The organism is Neorhizobium petrolearium (assembly GCF_017873175.1).
GTDB classification, from domain to species: Bacteria; Pseudomonadota; Alphaproteobacteria; order Rhizobiales; family Rhizobiaceae; genus Neorhizobium; species Neorhizobium petrolearium.
Genome location: NZ_JAGGJW010000002.1, coordinates 345,374 through 365,828, shown reverse-complemented (window position 1 = coordinate 365,828; position 20,455 = coordinate 345,374). Strand labels below are relative to the sequence as shown.

Annotated in this window: 19 protein-coding genes; 17 read left to right on the top strand and 2 right to left on the bottom strand. The window is 60.5% G+C overall.

The window, feature by feature from the left end:
* Nucleotides 1-8 precede the first annotated feature (8 nt).
* Together J2046_RS05590 and J2046_RS05585 are read left to right on the top strand one after the other, a co-directional pair.
* A complete protein-coding gene (locus J2046_RS05590) occupies nt 9-1,178 on the top strand; it encodes an SGNH/GDSL hydrolase family protein (protein ID WP_210050148.1) in 1,170 nt (389 codons plus the stop codon).
* A gap of 56 nt (nt 1,179-1,234) precedes the next feature.
* Nucleotides 1,235-2,482 carry a glucarate dehydratase family protein gene (locus J2046_RS05585; protein WP_210050147.1) on the top strand — a complete coding sequence of 416 codons (1,248 nt, stop codon included), beginning with the start codon at nt 1,235-1,237 and terminating at the stop codon, nt 2,480-2,482.
* Between the two features lie 18 nt (nt 2,483-2,500).
* Here the strand turns inward: J2046_RS05585 and J2046_RS05580 are convergent, their stop codons facing one another.
* Nucleotides 2,501-3,517: a LacI family DNA-binding transcriptional regulator gene (locus tag J2046_RS05580; RefSeq protein ID WP_210050145.1), complete on the bottom strand. Its 1,017-nt coding sequence runs from the start codon at nt 3,515-3,517 to the stop codon at nt 2,501-2,503.
* Between the two features lie 130 nt (nt 3,518-3,647).
* On the opposite strand from J2046_RS05580, the gene J2046_RS05575 reads away from it, so the two are divergent.
* The 7 genes from J2046_RS05575 to J2046_RS33735 all read left to right on the top strand — a co-directional run bounded on the left by J2046_RS05575 (nt 3,648) and on the right by J2046_RS33735 (nt 10,039).
* The gene (locus J2046_RS05575; RefSeq protein WP_210050143.1) at nt 3,648-4,682 is read left to right on the top strand and encodes a Gfo/Idh/MocA family protein; all 1,035 of its coding nucleotides are present in this window, start codon (nt 3,648-3,650) and stop codon (nt 4,680-4,682) included.
* 12 nt (nt 4,683-4,694) lie between these two features.
* Nucleotides 4,695-5,597: a sugar phosphate isomerase/epimerase family protein gene (locus J2046_RS05570; protein WP_210050142.1), complete on the top strand. Its 903-nt coding sequence runs from the start codon at nt 4,695-4,697 to the stop codon at nt 5,595-5,597.
* A gap of 66 nt (nt 5,598-5,663) precedes the next feature.
* Nucleotides 5,664-6,896, top strand: coding sequence for an ABC transporter substrate-binding protein (locus J2046_RS05565; RefSeq protein WP_210050140.1), 1,233 nt, complete (start codon nt 5,664-5,666; stop codon nt 6,894-6,896).
* A gap of 113 nt (nt 6,897-7,009) precedes the next feature.
* Nucleotides 7,010-7,912, top strand: a complete 903-nt coding sequence (locus J2046_RS05560) for a carbohydrate ABC transporter permease (protein ID WP_210050138.1) — start codon at nt 7,010-7,012, stop codon at nt 7,910-7,912.
* Nucleotides 7,909-8,736: a carbohydrate ABC transporter permease gene (locus tag J2046_RS05555; protein ID WP_210050137.1), complete on the top strand. Its 828-nt coding sequence runs from the start codon at nt 7,909-7,911 to the stop codon at nt 8,734-8,736. Before J2046_RS05560 ends, J2046_RS05555 begins: the two co-directional genes overlap by 4 nt.
* The gene (locus tag J2046_RS05550) at nt 8,733-9,806 is read left to right on the top strand and encodes an ABC transporter ATP-binding protein (protein WP_210050135.1); all 1,074 of its coding nucleotides are present in this window, start codon (nt 8,733-8,735) and stop codon (nt 9,804-9,806) included. Before J2046_RS05555 ends, J2046_RS05550 begins: the two co-directional genes overlap by 4 nt.
* An 89-nt stretch (nt 9,807-9,895) precedes the next feature.
* A complete protein-coding gene (locus J2046_RS33735; protein WP_233469552.1) occupies nt 9,896-10,039 on the top strand; it encodes a hypothetical protein in 144 nt (47 codons plus the stop codon).
* A gap of 43 nt (nt 10,040-10,082) precedes the next feature.
* On the opposite strand, the gene J2046_RS05540 is transcribed toward J2046_RS33735, so the two are convergent.
* On the bottom strand, nt 10,083-10,841 hold the full coding sequence (locus tag J2046_RS05540; protein ID WP_210050134.1) for an IclR family transcriptional regulator: 759 nt from the start codon (nt 10,839-10,841) through the stop codon (nt 10,083-10,085).
* A 110-nt stretch (nt 10,842-10,951) separates the two neighbouring features.
* On the opposite strand from J2046_RS05540, the gene J2046_RS05535 reads away from it, so the two are divergent.
* Genes J2046_RS05535 through J2046_RS05500 form a run of 8 tightly spaced genes read left to right on the top strand, consistent with a single transcriptional unit; the run spans nt 10,952 to nt 20,384 of the window.
* Nucleotides 10,952-11,887: a polysaccharide deacetylase family protein gene (locus J2046_RS05535; protein ID WP_210050132.1), complete on the top strand. Its 936-nt coding sequence runs from the start codon at nt 10,952-10,954 to the stop codon at nt 11,885-11,887.
* A 43-nt stretch (nt 11,888-11,930) separates the two neighbouring features.
* Nucleotides 11,931-13,424 carry an ABC transporter substrate-binding protein gene (locus tag J2046_RS05530; protein WP_210050131.1) on the top strand — a complete coding sequence of 498 codons (1,494 nt, stop codon included), beginning with the start codon at nt 11,931-11,933 and terminating at the stop codon, nt 13,422-13,424.
* Nucleotides 13,425-13,442: 18 nt separating this feature from the next.
* Entirely contained in the window at nt 13,443-14,363 is a 921-nt protein-coding gene (locus tag J2046_RS05525) for an ABC transporter permease (protein ID WP_210050129.1), read from the top strand.
* Between the two features lie 10 nt (nt 14,364-14,373).
* On the top strand, nt 14,374-15,237 hold the full coding sequence (locus tag J2046_RS05520) for an ABC transporter permease (RefSeq protein WP_210050128.1): 864 nt from the start codon (nt 14,374-14,376) through the stop codon (nt 15,235-15,237).
* 10 nt (nt 15,238-15,247) lie between these two features.
* Nucleotides 15,248-16,030, top strand: a complete 783-nt coding sequence (locus J2046_RS05515) for an SDR family NAD(P)-dependent oxidoreductase (RefSeq protein WP_210050126.1) — start codon at nt 15,248-15,250, stop codon at nt 16,028-16,030.
* A 5-nt stretch (nt 16,031-16,035) separates the two neighbouring features.
* Nucleotides 16,036-17,031, top strand: coding sequence for an ABC transporter ATP-binding protein (locus J2046_RS05510; RefSeq protein ID WP_210050125.1), 996 nt, complete (start codon nt 16,036-16,038; stop codon nt 17,029-17,031).
* Entirely contained in the window at nt 17,028-18,005 is a 978-nt protein-coding gene (locus tag J2046_RS05505; protein WP_210050124.1) for an ABC transporter ATP-binding protein, read from the top strand. Before J2046_RS05510 ends, J2046_RS05505 begins: the two co-directional genes overlap by 4 nt.
* A 24-nt stretch (nt 18,006-18,029) precedes the next feature.
* The gene (locus J2046_RS05500; RefSeq protein WP_210050123.1) at nt 18,030-20,384 is read left to right on the top strand and encodes a penicillin acylase family protein; all 2,355 of its coding nucleotides are present in this window, start codon (nt 18,030-18,032) and stop codon (nt 20,382-20,384) included.
* Nucleotides 20,385-20,455 lie beyond the last annotated feature (71 nt).

Here is a 20,455-nt window from a genome sequence, read left to right as displayed (position 1 = left end):
GGCATAATATGTCCGTTTCTCTTCCGCGGGCAGGACGTATCGCCATTGTCGGTACGTCACTTGTGCAGCAGAACCACATCGGCGATCACTCCTTCATCGGCACGTCGGCACGCGGCTGGATGAGCTGGGCGGAGGTGCTGTCGCACGGCCGGCTGGCTTGCCCTGTCCATCACGATCCTGCAATCGTTCCGGGTTGGGAACCTTCCAATCGTGCTGGTGTCAGCCGGTTCTTTGCCGGCCTCAATTTCGGTGTTTCCGGACAGAAGGCGATCGAGATCGAGCGGCGCCTGCCACGGTTGCTGGCGTCCGATTTCGATCTCATCATCGTCGACGCGGGTACCAACGATATGATGGTGGAGACAAGGCAGACGATCGCCGACACCCGGGCCCGGATCGTCACGGCCTTGCTGGACGCAGGCAGGACGGTGATCCTGCTGCCGATCCTGGCGAGAGGCAGGCAGAAATGGCCGGCTGGCGGCCCGGAGCGTGCCAAGGCCCATTGGATCAATCAGCACAGCCGTGATTTTGCGGCCAGGCACACCAATTGTCATGTCTTCGATTGGAACGCCGCCTGGGTGGACCCGCAGAGCAGATTCGGCGAGCCGCGAGATGGTTACTCCAATGATGGAACGCATTTTTCCGTCCGTGGAGGTTTTGCGGTCGGAAGCCTTCTGGCCGGCTATCTCGATCATATCCTTCCCAATGCACCTGATCGTGTGTTGTCAAAGGACGATTGTTACGACGCGGCAGACAATCCGCTGGGTAATCTTGCTTCCGAACTCTCTGCCTCGACCTCGTCTGAGGCAGGAGAGACGAGGCATCGGTTGGGTGGTGAGCTGTCCCATCCCGGTGCGGGCGTTTGGATCGAGGCCATATGTGACGTGGAAGTACCCTCACACGAGGGCATCGCGGGTGTCTCCCTCAGGCTGCGCGACACTGCCGAGGAGGGACTTGAAAGCATTGCCCTTGCGCCCTTTCGAGCCGAAGACGGGTCGCCTTTTCCGTTCCCGTTGCAATCCTGGCGAGGGACGCTCAGGACGCCTCCATTGAAGTTGAAGCCGGGGAACAAGGTTCCCGAACTTCATCTCGACGTGATCTTGAACGCGCAAGCCGAACCGCTGCAGCTCGATGTGGCGAAAATCGAGGTTCGCCCCGTTCCCAGTCCGGTGCGGGCATGACGCCGATTCCTGCAAAGACCGAAGGTCTGGTCCTGATGGTGAGAAGGAGCTATTGAATGCGCATTGCCGAAATCCATCTCACGCCCGTGGCCATCCCTGACAAGCCGCTGCTGAACTGCAAGGGTGTTCACCAGCCCTATGCCATGCGGACAATCATCGAAGTAATCTGCGATGACGGCACGGTCGGCCTCGGCGAAAGTTACGGGAGCATCAAGGCGCTGGAAGGATTGCGCCGCGCCGCGCCCGCGTTGAGGGGACTTGATCCGTTTCATCTTTACGAGCTGAAATCCCGCGTGGCCGCTGCCCTGCCGGAGGGGGGCGGCATCAATGCCAGGACGGCGGTTGCCGACCATAAGTTGACGGATGTGGTGACATCGGCCTTTGAAGTTCCCTGCATGGACATACAGGGCAAGATGCTTGGCAGGTCCGTGGGCGACCTTCTCGGCGGTGCGGTGCGCGAGACCGTGTCCTTCAGCGCGTATCTGTTCTTCAAGTTCGGCGCTCATATCGGCCAGGAGAAGGACGAGTGGGGAGAGGTGCTAACACCCGATCAGATGGTCCGCGAAGCGAAGAAAATGGTCGCCGACCATGGCTTCAAGTCCCTTAAAGTCAAAGGCGGTGTTCTTCACCCGGATCTCGAAATCGAAACCATGTTCAAGCTGAGAGAGGCCTTTCCTCACCATCCGCTGAGGATCGACCCGAATGGTGGCTGGACCGTCGAGACCGCTATCTATGTCGCGCGCAAGCTGGAAGGCGTTCTGGAATATCTCGAAGACCCCGTTGTCGGCATGGATGCGATGGCACAGGTCGCCGCCGCGACGTCAATTCCGCTCGCCACCAACATGGTTGTGCTGGAATTCGATCAGATTGCCGAAGCCTTTACCAAGCGGGCGGTCAAGGTCATCCTTTCCGATCATCACTATTGGGGCGGGATGCGTGCATCCACCCATCTGGGCAAGACCTGCGAAGTCCTAGATATGGGCATCTCCATGCATTCCAACTCGCATCTTGGCATAACGTTGGCCGCTATGGTTCATGTCGCGTCGGCCACACCCAATCTCGGCTACGACTGCGATACGCATTATCCCTGGGTCGGCGCGGATATAGTTGAAGATGCGCCCTTCGTGTTTCGTGATGGTGCACTGGCTGTGCCTCGCGGGCCAGGGCTGGGCGTGACCCTGGATCGCACCCGGCTGGTGGAACTGGCTGCCCTTTACGAAGTGGCAGGCGTCAGGGAGCGTGATGATACGCTTTATATGAAGCAATTCGACCCCGGTTATGAGCGTCGTCTTCCGCGCTGGTAGAGAGCCGCCGCGCGCCCGTTAGCCGCTTTCGCCTTCGACCAGAGCCATTGGCCAGAGTTTTCTACGCATGGCCTGAGGATAAAGGTTCGCATAGGCGGGCATGGTCGACAGTAGGCTTTCGGCAAGCGCGATACCGAGGTCTCTCAAGGAGAGCTCGAAGCCCGTCAGGCGTGGTGAAAGGAATCGTGCCTGCGGGCTCTGCCTGCCGATGATGGCAATATCGCGCCCTGGCCTCAGGCCGACCTCCTCCAGGCCGCGATAGAGCCCCGCCACAAGGGTTTCGTTGACCAGGATGATAGCCGTGGGCGGGCGGCTGCTTGCCGTGATGTTGCGTGCGACCGCATAGCCACCGGCCTCGTTCGGATTGGTGCGGAAGATATGGTCCTCGGAAAGCGAAAGGCCGTGCCGCGCCAGGGCTTCCCGGCAGCGTTCCACGAATATGTATCCGAGGTTGAGATCACCATGCGGCCAGACGAAACCGATCTCGCGGTGGCCGGCCTTCACGAGACGCTCGACCGACATTTCTGCCATGCCTTCGAAATCGAGATCGATCCAGGGTTGCCCGACATCGGTAAGGCTGCGTCCAAGCGTGATGAAAGGAAGTTTCTGGCGAGCCAGAAACTCGAAACGAGCATCGTATCGCCGCGTCGCCGACAGGATGATGCCGTCCGCAAAACCACGCGCGACCATCCGCTTCAGATAATCGTCCGGATCCTCTTCGGATGAACACAGGAGAGCGACAAGATCGAGCTTGTGGCGGGCCAGCACCGTCTGGACGCCGTCGAAGACGCTCATGAAGAAGATATCGCCCTGGCCGGTGATTTCGGGACCGGTCTGCATCATGAAACCGATTACCCCGGTCGCGCCCTTGCGCAGTGCTCGTCCGGATTGATTGGCGACATAGCCGAGCCGCTCGGCCGCCTCCAATACGCGCCGGCGCGTTTCCTCATTCACGTCCGGCTTGCCGTTCAACGCGCGGGAGACCGTGCCGATCGAAATATCGAGATGTTCTGCCAGCCGCCGAATGCCCTTCATAAGCCCCGTCCTACCAGACCGTAATCGTTTTCGGAAATCCTATTGACAAAGACCGCGGCCTGTAAATAGGATCGTAAACGTTTACGGAAACCGATGAAGGAGCATCGGTACCGTCAGCGAGGAGGTTGTCGTGACATTGAAAGCAGTCCTATGCGGATGCGGAGCCATGGCTCATGGCTGGATGCGGGCGTTGAAAACGACGCCCGGCCTGGCAGACGCCATCACGATCGTCGGGCTGGTCGATCTTGACCGCTCGGTCGCTCGCTCGCTTGCGGAAGCTTTCGACCTGACGGATGCGGTTGTCGGGACCGATCTCGACCGGGTGCTGGAAGAGACTGGGGCCGATCTCCTGTTCGATGTGGTCGTGCCGGTTGCCCGCAAGGCGGTCGTTGCCACTGGGCTGAAACATGGTTGTCACGTCTTGAGCGAGAAGCCGATGGCGACTTCGCTTGAAGACGCGAGGGAACTGATTGCGCTGGCCGAGACAGCCGGTCGGATGCATGCGGTGGTGCAGAACCGCCGTTTCATATCCGGCATCCGCCGCATGCGCCGCTTCGTCGAGGGCGGTGCCATCGGCGAGTTGACCGGCGTTCATTGCGACTTCTTCATCGCCCCGCATTTCGGTGGGTTTCGAGAGCAGATGGATAACGTGCTGCTGCTCGATATGGCGATCCACACCTTTGACGCCGCCCGTTTCGTCAGCGGCAAACGGCCGCTCTCGGCGTACTGCCTTGAAACCAATCCGGCCGATTCCTGGTATGCCCACGGGGCTTCGGCGAATGCGATCTTCAAGTTTTCCGACGATGTCGCCTTTACCTATCGCGGCTCCTGGTGCGCCGAGGGCCGCCGTACGAGCTGGGAAAGCGCCTGGCGGCTGGTCGGTTCGAAAGGCATGCTGACCTGGGACGGCGAGGAGGCCTTCGAGGCGACGGTCGCCGGCACGGGAGAAGGGCTTCTGCGCGGCCACCGGCCGATCGACGTGCCGCCGGCGCCGCGGGAAGAGGAGACGCACGGCCATGCAAGCGTCATCGCCGACTTTCTGAACGCGACCCGATCCGGCCGGCCGCCGGAAACGGCGGGTTTCGACAATATCAAGAGCTTGGCCATGGTGTTCGGCGCCATCGAAAGCGCGCGAACCGGTCAGCCTGTCGCCATTCAAGTGTGAGGACCAGGAACAGTGAGCAATCCGGCCAAATCCATCCGTATCGGCACCATGATCCGCGGCACCCAGGGGCACGCCGCAGAGCGCATCGCCCAGATTGCCGATATGGGTTTCGAGAGCTTCCAGCCGTTCTTCTGGCAGACGACCAACGGTCAGGACCTTGCGGAACTTGGCAAGCGTTGCCGCGAGGCCATCGGCGATCACGACATCACCATCCAGGCGCTCGGCATGTTCGGCAATCCGCTGGAAGAGACAGACATCGACCTCCAGACGCTCCAGGGCTGGAAGGATTGCATCGACAATGCCCATCACTTCGGCGCGACCTGCGTTGCGGGCTTTACCGGAAGGCTGAGGGGACGACCGATCCCCGAGAGCCTGCCGCGCTATCGTCAGATCTGGAGCGAGCTTGCGAAGCGCGCTGCGGACAAAGGCGTCAGGATCGCCTTCGAGAACTGCGCCATGGACGGCAACTGGCAGACCGGCGACTGGAATATCGCTCACAATCCGGATGCCTGGGAACTGATTTTCAACGAGACGCCGGATGACAATATCGGTCTCGAATGGGAGCCGTGCCACCAGATGGTCTACCTGATCGACCCGTTGCCGCAGATCCGCAAATGGGCGCCGAAGATTTTTCACGTGCATGGCAAGGACGCGACGATCCGCCGGGACGTCATTCGCGAGCATGGGATTTTCGGCAAACATCCCTTCGTTTTCATGCGCACGCCCGGCTTCGGCGACACGAACTGGACGGATGTCATCTCGGAACTCAGGCTCGCGGGCTGGTCGGGTTCGATCGACATCGAGGGGTGGCATGACCCCGTCTATCGCGACGAGCTCGAAATGACCGGTCAGGTGCATGCACTGAATTATCTGAAGTCCTGCCGGGGCGGCGATTTCGTTACGGATCCGGTTTGATGCAACCGCTCGCCGCGTGCGGCCTGGAGGAGGTCGCATCGGGAGCACAACCTGAAGGAGGAGAGCATGGGTATTCGCAAATTGGCTTTGGCCGGCGCGCTCGCGGTCGCCAGTATGTCGGCATTCTATACCTCGGCCTGCGCCGAGGACGTGAAGATCACCGTCTGGTCGCTTGACCGCGACATTCAGCCGGCTCCGAACCTCATCAAGGATTTCAACAATCTGAAGACCGGCATCACTGTCGAATATCGCCAGATCCAGTTCGACGACGTGGTAAGCGAGGCAATGCGTGCCTATTCGACCGGGCAGGCGCCCGACATCATCGCCGTCGATAATCCGGAACATGCACTGTTTTCGTCACGCGGCGCGTTCCTCGACCTGACGGACATGATCGCGCAGTCGAGCGTCGTCAAACCGGCAAACTATTATCCCGGCCCTTTAAAATCGGTGATGTGGAAGGACCGCTATTTCGGCATCCCGAAGGCGACCAACACGATCGCGCTCTATTACAACAAGGACATGTTCAAGGCCAAAGGGCTCGATCCGGACAAGCCGCCGCAGACATGGGACGAACTGGTCGACACGGCCCGCAAGCTCACCGATCCGGCGAAGAATGTCTACGGCATCACCTTCTCCGCCAAGGCGAACGAGGAGGGGACTTTCCAGTTTCTGCCCTGGGCGCAGATGGGCGGCGGCGGTTATGACAAGATCAACGCGCCGGGCACGGTCAAAGCGCTGGAAATCTGGAAGACGATTATCGACGAAAAGCTTGCCTCGCGCGACACGCTCACCCGCAGCCAATGGGATTCCACCGGCACCTTCAATTCCGGCAATGCCGCCATGGCGATTTCCGGCCCATGGGAGCTCGACCGAATGGTGAAGGAAGCCAAGTTCGATTGGGGCGTGGCGCTGCTGCCATTGCCGGAGCCGGGCGCCAAACGTTCGTCGGCTATGGGCGACTTCAACTGGGCGATCTTCGCCAACACGAAGCATCCGAAAGAAGCCTTCAAGGTACTGGAATATTTCGTTTCCCAGGACAACCGGATGTTCAAGGATTTCGGCCAACTGCCGGCCCGCTCCGACCTTGCTATTCCGCCCACCGGGCAGCCGCTCAAGGACGCCGGATTGAAGGTCTTTCAGGAGCAGCTGAAATATGCCCAACCGCGTGGGCCGCATCCGGCCTGGCCGAAAATCTCGAAAGCGATCCAGGATGCCATCCAAGCGGCCTTGACCGGTCAGATGAGCGCTCAGGAGGCGCTCGATCAGGCGGACCAGAAGATCAAGGCTGTGCTTGGTTGAACCATTGGGGCCGGCCCCTGACAGACGGCTCCTAACCTTTCCTCCCGGCCGGGGTCGCGACGGTTTTGCCGCGCGGTTCCGGACCGGAAGGTGGATGCCTATCCGGAGGTGTCATGAGAAGATTCCTGCTTTCTATCAGCGACGGGCGCGGCTTCGACATCGGTCTCGTCTCCGTGCCGCTCGCCTTCCTGTTCGCGATGGCCGGTCTGCCGCTCATCTACAATATCGTGATGAGTTTTCAGGAAGTGGACATGTTCAGCCTCGGGACTTTCGCGCGGCCGTTCGTAGGATTCAAGAACTATGTCACGCTGTTCTCGCTGCCGGAAACCTGGCCGATCCTTGGGAATACGGCTGTTTTCGTGATCGCTTCGATTGCCGGGCAATTCACCATCGGTTTTGGATTGGCGCTTTTCTTCTGGACCGGCTTTCCCGGCTCTTCCTGGCTGCGCGGGTTGTTTCTTGTCTCCTGGATCATGCCGGGTCTGGTCGTCGGCGCCATCTGGAACTGGATTCTGTCGGGCGATTTCGGCGTGCTGAATTATATTCTCCGAGAGTCGGGGCTCATCTCAGACAATATCTTCTGGCGCTCCGATCCCGATTTCTCGCTCTGGGCCGTGGTCATCGCGAATATCTGGCTGGGCATCTCGTTCAATATGATCCTGCTCTCGGTTGGCCTTTCGGCCATTTCTCAGGACCTTTACGAGGCGGCCGAACTGGATGGCGCCAATGTGATCCAGCGGTTCTACACGATCACCCTGCCGATGATGCGTTCCACGATCGGGGCGATCATCTCGCTCGGACTGATCTTCACGCTGCAGCAGTTCGACCTGTTTGCGGCAATCACCGCCGGCGGGCCGAACAATTCCTCGAACGTGGCACAGTACTGGGCCTGGGATCTGTCTTTCCGCCAATACGATTTCGCGCAAGGGGCGACAGTCTCCGTCATCATGATCGTCTTCGTGATGATCGCCTCGGTCGTCTATGTCCGCTCGACACGGCATGAGGTGCGCGGATGAACCTTGCCCTTCGCGACAAGTTCATGCTGGCAGCCGCATTCCTGCTCGCGGCAATCTATCTTTTCCCGCTCTACTGGATGTATGTGACCGCGTTGAAGACGGGGTCGGCGATGTTCGCCTCGCCGCCATCACTCTGGCCGAGTGATCCCCAATGGGGCACTTACGGCTCCGTCTGGGAGAGCCGCAATGTCGGCCGCTATCTTTGGAACTCGCTCGTCATCGCTTCCGGCGCGGTCTCGCTGATCGTCATCCTTGGCACTGGCTGCGCCTATGTGCTGGCGCGCTACCGGAATGTCTGGGTGGATATCGGCCTGTTCCTCATCCTCATGCTTCAGGTGCTGCCGGCCTCGCTGATGATCACGCCGATCTTCGTCGGCTTCTCCCAACTCGGCTTGCTGGACTATCCGCGCACCGCCGTCATCCTGGCGATCGCGGCAAAAAGCATGCCCTTCTTCGTCGTACTGGTCAGGGCGACCTTCATGAGCGTGCCGATGGAACTGGAAGAGGCCGCACTGGTGGACGGCAATTCCCGCCTCGGGGCCTTTTTCAACATCGTGCTGCCGCTCGCCCGAAACGGCATTCTTGTCAGTGCCATTTTGATCTTCATGCAGGCGTTCGGCGAGTTCGTCTATTCGAAGTCGATGATCCAGGCGATCGAATACCAGCCGGCAAGCGTCGGGCTCAATTCCTTCATGGGACCGAACACCAACGAATGGAACAATATCATGGCCTATGCCGCGATGTATGTGACGCCCATCCTCGCCACCTTCGTTCTCTTGCAACGCCGGATCGTGTCCGGCCTGACCTCGGGAGCTCTCAAATGACCGCAAACCAGATCGAACTTTCGGGGGTGAACAAGTATTACGGCGCCTATCATGCGCTGAGGAACATCGACCTGAAGATCCGCAAGGGTTCTTTCGTGGCGCTCGTCGGTCCTTCCGGCTGCGGCAAGTCCACGCTGCTGCGTTCGCTCGCCGGGCTGGAATCGATTTCGGAGGGAGAACTGGTCATTGCGGGCGCCCGGATGAACGGCGTTCCGCCTCGCAAGCGAGACCTTGCCATGGTCTTCCAGTCCTACGCGCTCTACCCGCACATGACGGTCGAGGAGAACCTCACCTACAGCCTGCGAATGCGTGGTGTGGGCAAGGCCGAAGCCAGGCGCAAGGCAGAGGAAGTCGCGGCAACGACGGGCCTTTCGAACCTTCTCGGCCGCTATCCGCGCGAATTGTCTGGCGGTCAGCGCCAACGCGTGGCAATGAGCCGGGCGATCATCCGCAATCCCAAGGCCTTTCTGTTCGACGAGCCACTTTCCAACCTCGATGCGGCGCTCCGCGTCCATATGCGCAAGGAAATCCGGGCACTGCATGAGCGGCTGGGTGCCACGTCCGTTTACGTCACCCATGACCAGATCGAGGCGATGACCATGGCCGATCACGTGGTGGTCATGCGCCAGGGCGTCATCGAACAGCAGGGCGCGCCGCTCGAACTCTATGACCGGCCGGCAAACCAGTTCGTGGCGGGGTTTATCGGCTCGCCGGCCATGAATTTTGTGCCCTGCATAGCCGGAGCGGACGGACGATCGCTGGTGCTTGATCTGGGAACGCCTCAGACAGTGATCGCGCCCAAGGCCGTCGCGGCCGGTCGGGCGCTGACAATGGGGGTTCGCCCGGAGCATATTGAGCTCTCCAGCGAGGCCGACGCGACACTCCGGCTGCCGGTCGGGGCCGTCGAAAGCACCGGTGCTGCAACCTATGTCACGACCGCGACGCTGCCGGAACTGGTCATCGTGCTGAACAGTCGCATTCAGATACGTCCGGGGGAGATGATTCCCCTCCGTCTCGACCAATCCCGCCTGCACCTTTTCGACAAGGAGACGCAGGTGCGTCTGGCCTGAAACCTTCCAGCGCCGTCAGATGATCGTCAACACGTCCGGATGGGATACCCGATTGCAATGCCGGCAATCTCGGCTGCCTGCACGGCATCATGCTCGGCCTCGAAGGGCTGGGGGGCAGGTCTGGACTGGCGCTGGTCGGTGGCCGGTCGCCTCTATATCTCGACGGCGGACGGTGGTCGCTCCATCACGATCCAGCGGAAGTTGCGCTCTGGCTTGCCAATCTTCTGGAATAGAACGGACCGACGATGTCAGTGGGGTCATATCCTGTAGCGCGTATCAACGACGATATCCCAGCGCCCGGCTGATCTCGTCAGCAGCATTGCGCACCATCAGGAGGAAGGTCTCGCGCCGCTCGACGTAACGGATCGTCGGCATGCCAAGGTTGAGGGCAGCAACGACGGCACCATGGGTGTCGAAGACGGGGGCGGCAAGGCCGGTCGAGCCCGTGATGAACTCTTGGTCGTTCAGTGCGTAGCCATCGCGCCGTATCTTGACGAGCATCTCCCGGATACGGTCAACATCGGTTACCGTATATCGCGTGTAAGAGAGGAGCTGGACCCGGGCCAGGTAATGCTCCAGTGCCTCCTTCGGCGCATGGGCAAGAAGCATGCGGCCCGTCGCCGTGCAGTAAGCCGTGATTGCCGCATCCAGGTTCACATCGTAACGCACCCGGTGACGGCTTACGCATTTGGCGAGGCGGCGCATGTCGCAATGGGCGTTCATCGTTGCGAGCAATACCGTTTCTCCGGATTCATCACGCAGCCGTTCCATGAACGGCCGTGCGGTCACCACCAGCGGTTCTTCATGTCGGCGGAAGGGAAATCCATGCCGGCTCGCTTCGACCAGCATGTAACGCCCGGCGGCATCCTGGACCAAGTGCCCGCGGGCCGCCAGCGTCTGGACGAGGCCATGCGCGCTGCTTTTCGGAAATTCAAGATCGCGGACGATCTGCGCCAGCGGCACCGCTTCCCGCTGCGAGGCCATATATTCGAGCAGATCCAAAACCCGGCCGGCGCTTTTCACTTCGAAGTTCATGTATGTGAACAAAACCCCCGTTGATGGCTATTCGGTTGGCTCATAACAATTCTGCCCAGAAAGCGGCCACTCACATTTTTGCGTGCTGTGGCGAAAGGATGAACGATCTCATGAACGCGCCAAATAAGCAAAACGATGCCTCAGAACCATGGCTGTGGTCCGATACGGTCTGGCAGCAAAGGGTTCAGAAAGTGCGGGCTGGGCGTTCCCTGAGACCGGCGAAATGGAAGGATGGAGCGCGCATGGCGGTGGCGTTGTCCTTCGATTCCGATCACGAGACGATGGAATTGCGCAACGGGGGACTTTCCTTCGGCAAGATGAGCCAAGGCCAGTATGGCGCCCGTTGCGGCATGCCGCGCATTCTGCACCTGCTTGAGAAATACTCCATTCCGGCCTCCTTTTTCATGCCGGCCGTATCCGCGATGATCAACGCCGAGGAGGTGAGAACGGTGGTCTCTGCTGGACACGAACTCGGCATGCATAGCTGGATTCACGAATTCAATTCCCGCCTGGATGAGGCGACGGAACGGAATCTTGCACTGCGTGCCGCTGACGTGCTGGAGCGGCTCTCCGGCGCGCGTCCGGTCGGCATGCGCACCGCCTCCTGGGATTTCAGCCCCTACACGCTGAAGATCGCCCGCCAGATGGGGCTTCTCTATGATTCCTCCCTTATGGCGGACGACGAGCCTTATGAGCTTCTCGAGGACGGCGAGCCGACGGGCGTCGTCGAAATTCCCGTCGAGTGGATCCGGGACGATGCCCCTTATGTAGCGATGGACCGCATGACCGGCGCTCGGCCCTATGGCGGACCCTCAATGGTCTTCGACATCTTCAGCCGGGAACTGGAAGCCGCCTGGGATGAGGGAGGGTTGTTCCAGCTCACCATGCATCCGCACCATGTCGGCCACCGCTCGCGCATCTTCATTCTCGAAGAAATCATCCGACTTGCCAAATCGAAGGGCGATGTCTGGTTCTGCACCCATGCGGAACTGGCGCGCTACTGCGCCGACGAAGCCGGCCTCAAGACCGCCGAAAAAGCCGCGTGAGCAGATTTTAAATCAAGCAACAACATCAAAGAGGGTAAGGAACATGTCTGCCAGAATCGCATCCATAGCCGCAGTGCTCTTGGCGCTCACCGCCTCGACCACGCTTGCTCAAACCAAGGATACGCTGACCATCGATCTTCCCGGCGATGCCGCGACGCTTGATCCTCATCTGCAGTGGAATACGGACAGCTATACCATCTATCGCAACATCTTCGACAACCTCCTGACCCGCGATGCCTCAGGCGAGATCGTGCCGCAGATCGCGAAATCCTGGAAATATCTCGACGACAAGACGATCGAGTTTCAGATCCGCGAGGACGTCACCTTCCAGGACGGCAGCAAGTTGACCGCCGAGGATGTCGCCTTTTCGATCAACCGTATCATCGATCCGAAGCTGAAGAGCCCGCAGCTCTCGCAGTTCGACCAGATCGAAAAGGCGGAAGCTACAAGCCCGACGACCGTGAAAATGACGACCAAGTCGCCTTATCCGGCGCTGCTTGCCCAGCTCGTCAAGCTCTCGATCGTGCCGAAGGCCTATGTCGAGAAGGTCGGTGACCAGGAATTCAATCTGAAGCCGCTCGGCTCCGGCCCCTACAAGATGGTCAACTGGCAGAAGGGCATTCAGACCGAGTTGCAGGCCTATGACAATTACTGGCGCGCAAAGCCCCCGTTCGAGAACGTGGTCTTCCGCGCCGTTCCTGATGTCTCGACGCGCATCGCAGACCTGAAGACCGGCAAGGCGGATCTCATCCGCGACGTGCCTCCGGATCAGACGGCGAGTGTCGACGGAGATTCGAACTCTCAGGTCCTTTCGGTTCCCACCGAGCGTGTCGGCTATATGTTCATCAATGCCGAGGCCGGCCCCACGAAAGACGTTCGTGTCCGCCAGGCGATCGCCTATGCGATCGACCGCGATGCGCTGATACAGTCGCTGCTCGAAGGTTACGGTGCGCCGGTCAATATCGTCGGGGCCAAGCCGGTTTTCGGTTACACCGACAAGGTTCGGGGTTACCCTTACGATCCGGAAAAGGCGAAGGAACTGATCAAGGCTGCCGGCGCCGAAGGCGCCAAGGTCGAATTCCTGACGTCGCCGGCTTACAATCGCGCCATGGTCGAAGCGATCCAGCAGATGGTCAACGAAGTCGGCCTTAATGTCGAAATCTCGTCCAGCGACCAGGCGACCTTCCTCAAGCGTCGCCAGGGCGATCCGGCGAATGCGGGCGGTCTTGCGCTTGGGGCCTGGTCCTGCGCCTGCCAGGATGCAGACGGTATCATCTTCCCCCTCTTCCGAAGCGGCAGCATCTGGGCAAAGTACAAGAACGAGACGTATGATGCCCTGGTCGATAAAGCCCGTACGATCCTCGATGAGGACGAGCGGCTGAAACTCTACGAGCAGGCCTACGAGATCCTCCGTGAGGATGTTCCGGGCATGGGACTTTATCAGGCCTACGCGCTCTACGGCGCAAGCAAGAAGCTGAAATGGCAGCCGACGGCCAATGAGTCCATGTTTGTCATGGACATGGGCTGGCAGCAATAAAAAACGGATATCGGGATCATGTTGAGATACGCCGTCGAGCGTTTGGTACAGGCAATCATTGCGATCTTCGGCGTTCTCACCATCGTGTTTGTCATCATGCATCTTTCGGGCGATCCAACCCTGTTGCTCGTGCCGCAGGACGCATCGGCCGAAATGATCGCCGAACTGCGCCATCAGCTCGGTTTCGATCGGCCGATCTGGGTGCAGTATCTCGAATATCTTGGAGATCTCGTCCATCTCGATTTTGGCATTTCCGTCGTACAGCGCGTGCCGGCGATCGATATCGTCGCCTCGCGCATACCCTACACCGTGATGCTGGCGACCGGCGCTATGGTCGTGGCGATCGGCATCGGCATTCCGGCCGGCATTCTGATGGCAACGAAGCGCGGCGGCTGGCTCGAGCGCCTGCTGACCGCCATCGTCGTTACCGGCCAGAGCGTGCCGACCTTCCTTTCCGGCATCGTGCTGATCTTCGTTTTTGGCGTGACGCTCCGCTGGCTGCCGACCTCGGGCTCTGGCGACTTCGCATCGTTGATCATGCCGTCGCTGGCGCTCGGCGCAATCTCGATGTCGACCTTCGCCCGGATGACGCGTATTTCCATCATCGATGAGCTCGGCAAGGATTATGTGCGGGCGGGCCGGGCCCGCGGCCTTTCGCTTGGCTCGGTAGTGGTTCGCCATGTGTTGCGTAACGCATCGATACCGGTGATCACTATCGCCGCGCTGGAAATCGGCAATCTGCTCGCCGGCGCGGTCATCATCGAGACGGTCTTTGCCTGGCCAGGCATCGGTCAACTCGCGATCCAGTCCATCCAGGCGCGCGACTTCCTTGTCGTCCAGGTCATCGTGCTTCTGATTTCCTTTGTCTATGTGCTGACCAGCGTGCTTGCGGATTTCGTCTATGCGCTTGTCGATCCGCGCATCCGTCTGGTCCGGTGAGGGGGATTTCATGAGCACCGCCGTTCTGGTCCTTCGCCAGCGCCTTCGCCAGGTTCCCATCTCGGTCGTCATCGTCTCGATCATCTTCCTGGTGATCGTGCTGCTTGCAATTCTCGCACCTTGGGTTGCACCCACCGACCCCGCCAAGCAGAATCTGCTTGCCCGCCTGAAGCCGCCGGGTTTCGAACTGCGTGGCGTGACCTACTGGCTCGGCACCGACGATCTTGGCCGCGACCTGCTCTCGCGCACCATTTATGGTGGGGGCGTATCGCTCTCCGTCGCCGTGCTTTCCGTCGTCGTTTCCACGCTCGTCGGGGTGACGCTCGGCATGGTCGCCGGCTGGTTCCGTGGTAAGATCGAGATCGTCATCATGCGCCTGGTCGACATCATGATGTCGATCCCGGCCATACTGCTTGCGGTGCTGACCGTCGCGGTCCTCGGTCCCGGTTTCCTGAAGCTCGTCCTGGTGCTCGGGCTGACCCGCTGGCCGCGCTACACCCGCGTTGCCTATGCCCAGACACTGCAGATCGCCAACCTGCCGTTCATCAAGGCATCCGAACTCGCCGGCGCCGGTGCTGCTCGCATCCTCTTCCACCACATCCTGCCGAACATTGCCGGTCCGGTGCTGATCGTCGCGACCGCCGAATTCGGCCTGATGATCCTGATGGAAGCCGGCCTTTCTTTCCTCGGCCTCGGTATCCAGCCGCCGGCCTCGAGCTGGGGTTCGATCATGAGCGTCGGACGCCAGTATCTCGAAAGAGCCTGGTGGATCGTCGCCTTCCCGGGCGTATGTCTCTTCCTGCTTGTCTTTTCCGTCAATGTGCTGGGCGACTGGTTGCGTGACCAGATCGATCCGCGTTCCCGTTCGCGCTGAGGTTTCTCAAATGGAATTCGAAAACAAGACCATGGTCATCACCGGCGCCGCCGGCATTTTCGGCCGCTGGATTGCCGCCTATTTCGCAAGGGAAGGCGCGAAGCTCTGCCTCAGCGACATCCGCATGGACGCGCTGGAAAGGATGGTAGCGGAATTCGACCTTGACCGTTCGAAGGTGCTTCTGCATGCGACCGAACTGACCAGCGACGCATCCATGCTGGAATTGGTCGATCTCGTGCGACGTGAATGGCAAGCGCCGGACATTCTTGTCAACAACGCCGGTATCTATACCCGCTTCAGCCTGCTCGACATGGAATTCTCCGACTGGGATCGCGTTTTCGGCGTCAACCTGCGCGCGCCTTTCGTGCTGTCGCGCGAGATGGCCAAGCTTATGATTTCGGAAGGCAAAAAGGGCTCGATTATCAACATCTCGTCTGGCGCGGCGCGTAAGATGAACCAGAATTCCGTGCCTTATTGCACCTCCAAGACGGCGATCGAGCGGTTGTCGAAAGGTTTCGCCATGGAGCTCGCCGAATACGGTATCCGCGTCAACGTCGTCGAACCGGGCTTCGCGCCTGGCAGCGAAGTGAGCGAGCTTTCCGATGAATACGTCACAAACATGCTGAAGAACATCCCACTCGGTCGGTCCAGCGGGCCTGAAGATGCGCCGGGTGCGATCGCCTATCTCTGCTCTGACAAGGCCTCTTTCATTACCGGCGCCGTGCTCTCCGTCGACGGCGGCAATTCGATCGGCAATTACAAGCGCCCCGAGCGCTACAGCGCGAAGGCTTGAGTTTGATGAATGCCGCCGCGAACCCGCTGCTTGCCGTCGACCGGCTCACCATTGACATCGGTGGCGCCAAGGTCGTCGACGACGTGTCGTTCACCGTTGCTCCTGGCAAGGTCATGGCGCTGGTAGGCGAGTCGGGCTGCGGCAAGTCTTTGACTTCCTATGCCATGCTCGGCCTGCTGCCATCGGCGGCGCGGCGTACCGGTGGCCGGATCATGCTCGGAAATACCGATCTTGCCGCCTTGTCCGAACGGCAGTTCCGCAAGGCGCGCGGCAAGGATATCTCGATCATCTTCCAGGAGCCGAGTGCCTCGCTCGATCCGTTGACGACAGCGGGTGAGCAGATCGCCGGGGCTTATCGCGTCCATCACGATGTCTCGAAGACCGAGGCTTTCGAGAAGGCGCGGCAGATGCTGGTCGATGTTGGCATCCCCGATCCCGACCGGCGTCTGCATCAATATCCCTTCGAGCTTTCCGGTGGCATGTGCCAGCGCATCATGATCTCGATCGCACTGATCAACGGCCCGCGCCTGCTGGTTGCCGACGAGCCTACGACAGCGCTCGACGTGACGATCCAGGCGCAGATTCTCGATCTGATGAAGAAGCTGGTCGCCGAGCGCGGCACGGCAATTGTGCTGATCACCCACGACATGGGCGTGGTCGCCGACATCGCCGATGAAGTTGCGGTCATGTATGCCGGCCGCATCGCCGAGATTGCGCCGGTGCATGCCCTTTTTCGCGCGCCGAAGCATCCTTACACGGCGCTGCTTCTGGCCAGCGTACCGAAACTCGACGACGCGCCGAAGGCGGACCTTGCGACCATCGAGGGAATGGTGCCGAGCCCAAGCGAATTCGGCATTGGCTGTCGTTTTGCCGATCGCTGTCCGCTCGCTACCGACAAGTGTCGCTTCGAACAGCCATCGCTGATCGATTGCGGCGACGGGCACCGTTCCGCTTGCTGGCATATCGACCGAATGGCCGAAATCCGCGAGGTTGCGGCATGAGCGAGACAAAGAACGTTCTCGAAATCCGCGACGTCGCGGTGCATTTTGGCGGCCGCGGTGGGCTGCTCGGCCAGTCCGGGCCGGTAGTGAAGGCCGTCAATGGCGTGGATCTGGACATTCCTCGCGGCGCGACGGTGGCACTGGTTGGCGAATCCGGCTGCGGTAAATCCACGCTTTCCAACACGATCGTCGGTCTGCAGGCGCCGGCGTCCGGCAGTGTGAGGATCAGCGGCGAGGAAGTGGTCGGAGCTGACAAAAGAAAGCTCAACGACATTCGCCGCAAGGTGCAGATGATCTTCCAAGACCCGGCGTTGTCGCTCGATCCGCGTTCGACAGTGGGGGCGACGATCGCCGAACCCCTGATCGTGCGTGGTATCGCCAAGGGTAAGGAACTGAAAGCACGCGTCGCGACGCTTCTGCAGCAGGTGGGCCTCAGACCTGAACACGCGGACCGTTATCCGCACCAGTTCTCAGGCGGCCAGCGTCAGCGCGTCGTCATCGCCCGGGCGCTCGCACTCGAACCAGACCTCGTCATTTGCGACGAGCCCGTCTCTGCGCTCGACGTTTCGGTGCGTGCGCAGATCCTCAATCTGCTTGTAGCGTTGCAGAAGCGCACCGGTGTTTCCTACCTTTTCGTTTCACACGATCTCGGCGTGGTTCGCCACATCTGCGACCGCGTCGTGGTGATGTATCTCGGCCGCTTCGTGGAGATGGCGGACCGGGATACATTCTTTTCCAATCCAAAGCACCCTTACACGAAGGCGCTGATGTCGGCCGTGCCGGAAGCCGATCCCGTCGTCCAGCGGTCCAAGGAGCGGCTGATCCTCGGCGGCGAACTGCCAAGCCCCGCCAACATTCCCGCTGGCTGCGCCTTCCATACACGCTGCCCGCTGGCGACCGAAATCTGCTCGAAGGAGCGACCTGAGTTGACACCGCGCCCGGACGGTGCTCGCGTCGCCTGCCATCACGCCTAACCGCTACTGCCCATGGGAAATGCCATGACCGATGCCCCGACGAACGAAACCTTCCGGCTGGCCGGCCTCAGTGCCGAGGCGGAGATACGCATCGACCGCTGGGGCATTCCGCATCTCAAGGCGGCAAACGAGAACGACCTGTTCTTCGTGCAGGGTTTCAACGCTGCACGCGACCGGCTCTGGCAGCTCGATCTGTGGCGAAAGCGCGGGCTCGGGCTGCTTGCCGCAGATTTCGGCCCCGGTTACCTGGCGCAGGACCATGCGGCCCGGCACTTCCTCTATCGCGGCGACATGGCACCGGAATGGACCTCCTATGCGCCGGATACGGAGACGATCTGCAACGCGTTCGTGGCCGGTATCAATGCCTATACCGCGCTTTGTGAGGCCGAACCCGTCCGCCTGCCGCCGGAATTCGCTGTCTTCGGCACCAGGCCGGCCTACTGGCAACCCTCAGATGTCGTGCGCATCCGCAGCCACGCGCTGACCCGCAACGGCCTTTCGGAAATCCTGCGCGCCAACATCATGGCGCTTGCCGATGCCGAAACCGATCTTCTGCGCTACGAGATCGATCCACCGGTTGAGTTGAAGCCTGCCGGGGGCGTTGTGCTCTCCGACATTCCACTCGAAGCGACTCGCCTCTTCAAGCTCGCCACCGCGCCGGTAACTTTCGACAAGGTTCGGCTTGCCGCGACCCTCGACGACGTCTGGAAATGGACCGAGGTAACCGATCTCGGCGACGTCATCCAACGCGTCACGGAAGAAGGCTCCAACAACTGGGCCGTTCACGGTTCGCGCACGGACTCCGGCCGGCCGATCCTGGCGAGCGATCCACACCGAGCGCATGCTGTGCCGTCGCTGCGCTATCTGGTGCATCTCCAAGCGCCCGGCCTCAATGCCATCGGCACCGGCGAGCCGACCGCACCCGGCATTTCGCTTGGCCACAACGAGAAGGTCGCCTTCGGACTCACAATCTTCGGCGCTGACCAGGAAGACGTTTATGTCTACGAGACAGAGGACGGCGATCCGGATTCCTACCGTTATGGCAGCGGCTGGGAGAAGATCAACCGAATCGAGGAGCGCTTCGAGGTCAAAGGCTTCTCCGACCAAGCGTTGACATTGTCCTTCACCCGCCACGGACCGCTCCTGTACGAGAACCCGAAGAAGAAACTGGCGATCGCCATGCGTTCCGTGTGGCTGTCGCCGGGCTCGGCCGCCTATCTCGGCAGCCTAGCCTACATGCGCAGTACATCAGTGAAGGCGTTCTCCGAAGCGCTCGGCCATTGGGGTACGCCATCGGTCAACCATGTCAGCGCCGATGTGGACGGCAATATCGGATGGTTCACGGCCGGTTTCACACCGGTACGACATAACTGGCAAGGCCTGCTGCCGGTGCCGGGCCATGGATCCCATGAGTGGGACGGTTTCCTGCCGGCCGACCAGTTGCCACGGAGATATAATCCCGCCGAAGGCTTCGTCGCTTCCGCCAATGAAATGAACCTTCCCTCCGACCGCGACCCGAACGCTCCTTCGATCGGCCATGAATGGGCGGAGATCAGTCGCGCCCAGCGCATCAAGTCCGTGCTCACCGCCGATCTGAAACATACGTTGAAAGGCTCGATGGCGCTGCAGACGGATACTTATTCCCGTCCCGCCGCGACGATCTGCGGTCTGCTGGAAAAGGTTGCCGTCCGGCATCCACTTGATGGCACGCAGCGAACGGCGCTCGCTCTCGTCAAAGGCTGGGATCATCGGCTGGAAGCGACGAGCGCTCCGGCCGCACTTTTCGAAGTGTGGTGGATGAAACATCTCCGCCCAGCGCTGTTGACGAAATTCGCACCGAACCAGACCGTACGCCAACTGCTTTTGCCAGGCGATGTCGACCGCATGCTCTCTCTGCTGACCGAGCCCGGCAGGCATTGGGACGAAGCCGAACGCGACGCCATGCTGCTTTCGACACTCTCGGCGAGCTTTGATGATTGCGAGAAGCGGCTCGGTTCCAGCCCTGCCAACTGGCAATGGGGTGATCTGCACAAGGCGCTTTTCGAGCACGCCACTAGCCGCATCACGACTGGAGGCATGGCAAATTGGAACGTTGGCCCACTGCCGCTAGGTGGCAGCCGTTCGACACCCATGAATGCGGGTTACCGGATGAGCGATTTCGGCGTCAATGCGGGTGCTTCCGTGCGGCTCGTGATGGATGTCGGCGATTGGGACAACAGCGTGTGTATCAATGCGCCCGGCCAGTCCGGAGATCCTCGTTCATCGCATTATGGCGATCTCGCCGAAATCTGGTCAAAGGGTGGCTATGTGCCGCTGGTCTACAGTGAAGCTCGCATCGCTCGGGAGATTGTCCGGCGCATCACTCTTCTACCTGACTGAGTGCGAAGGAGCGTTCCTTAGGACTTATGTTGCGTTTCAAAGCCGTTGACAAAGCAAAGATTCAGGGCGGA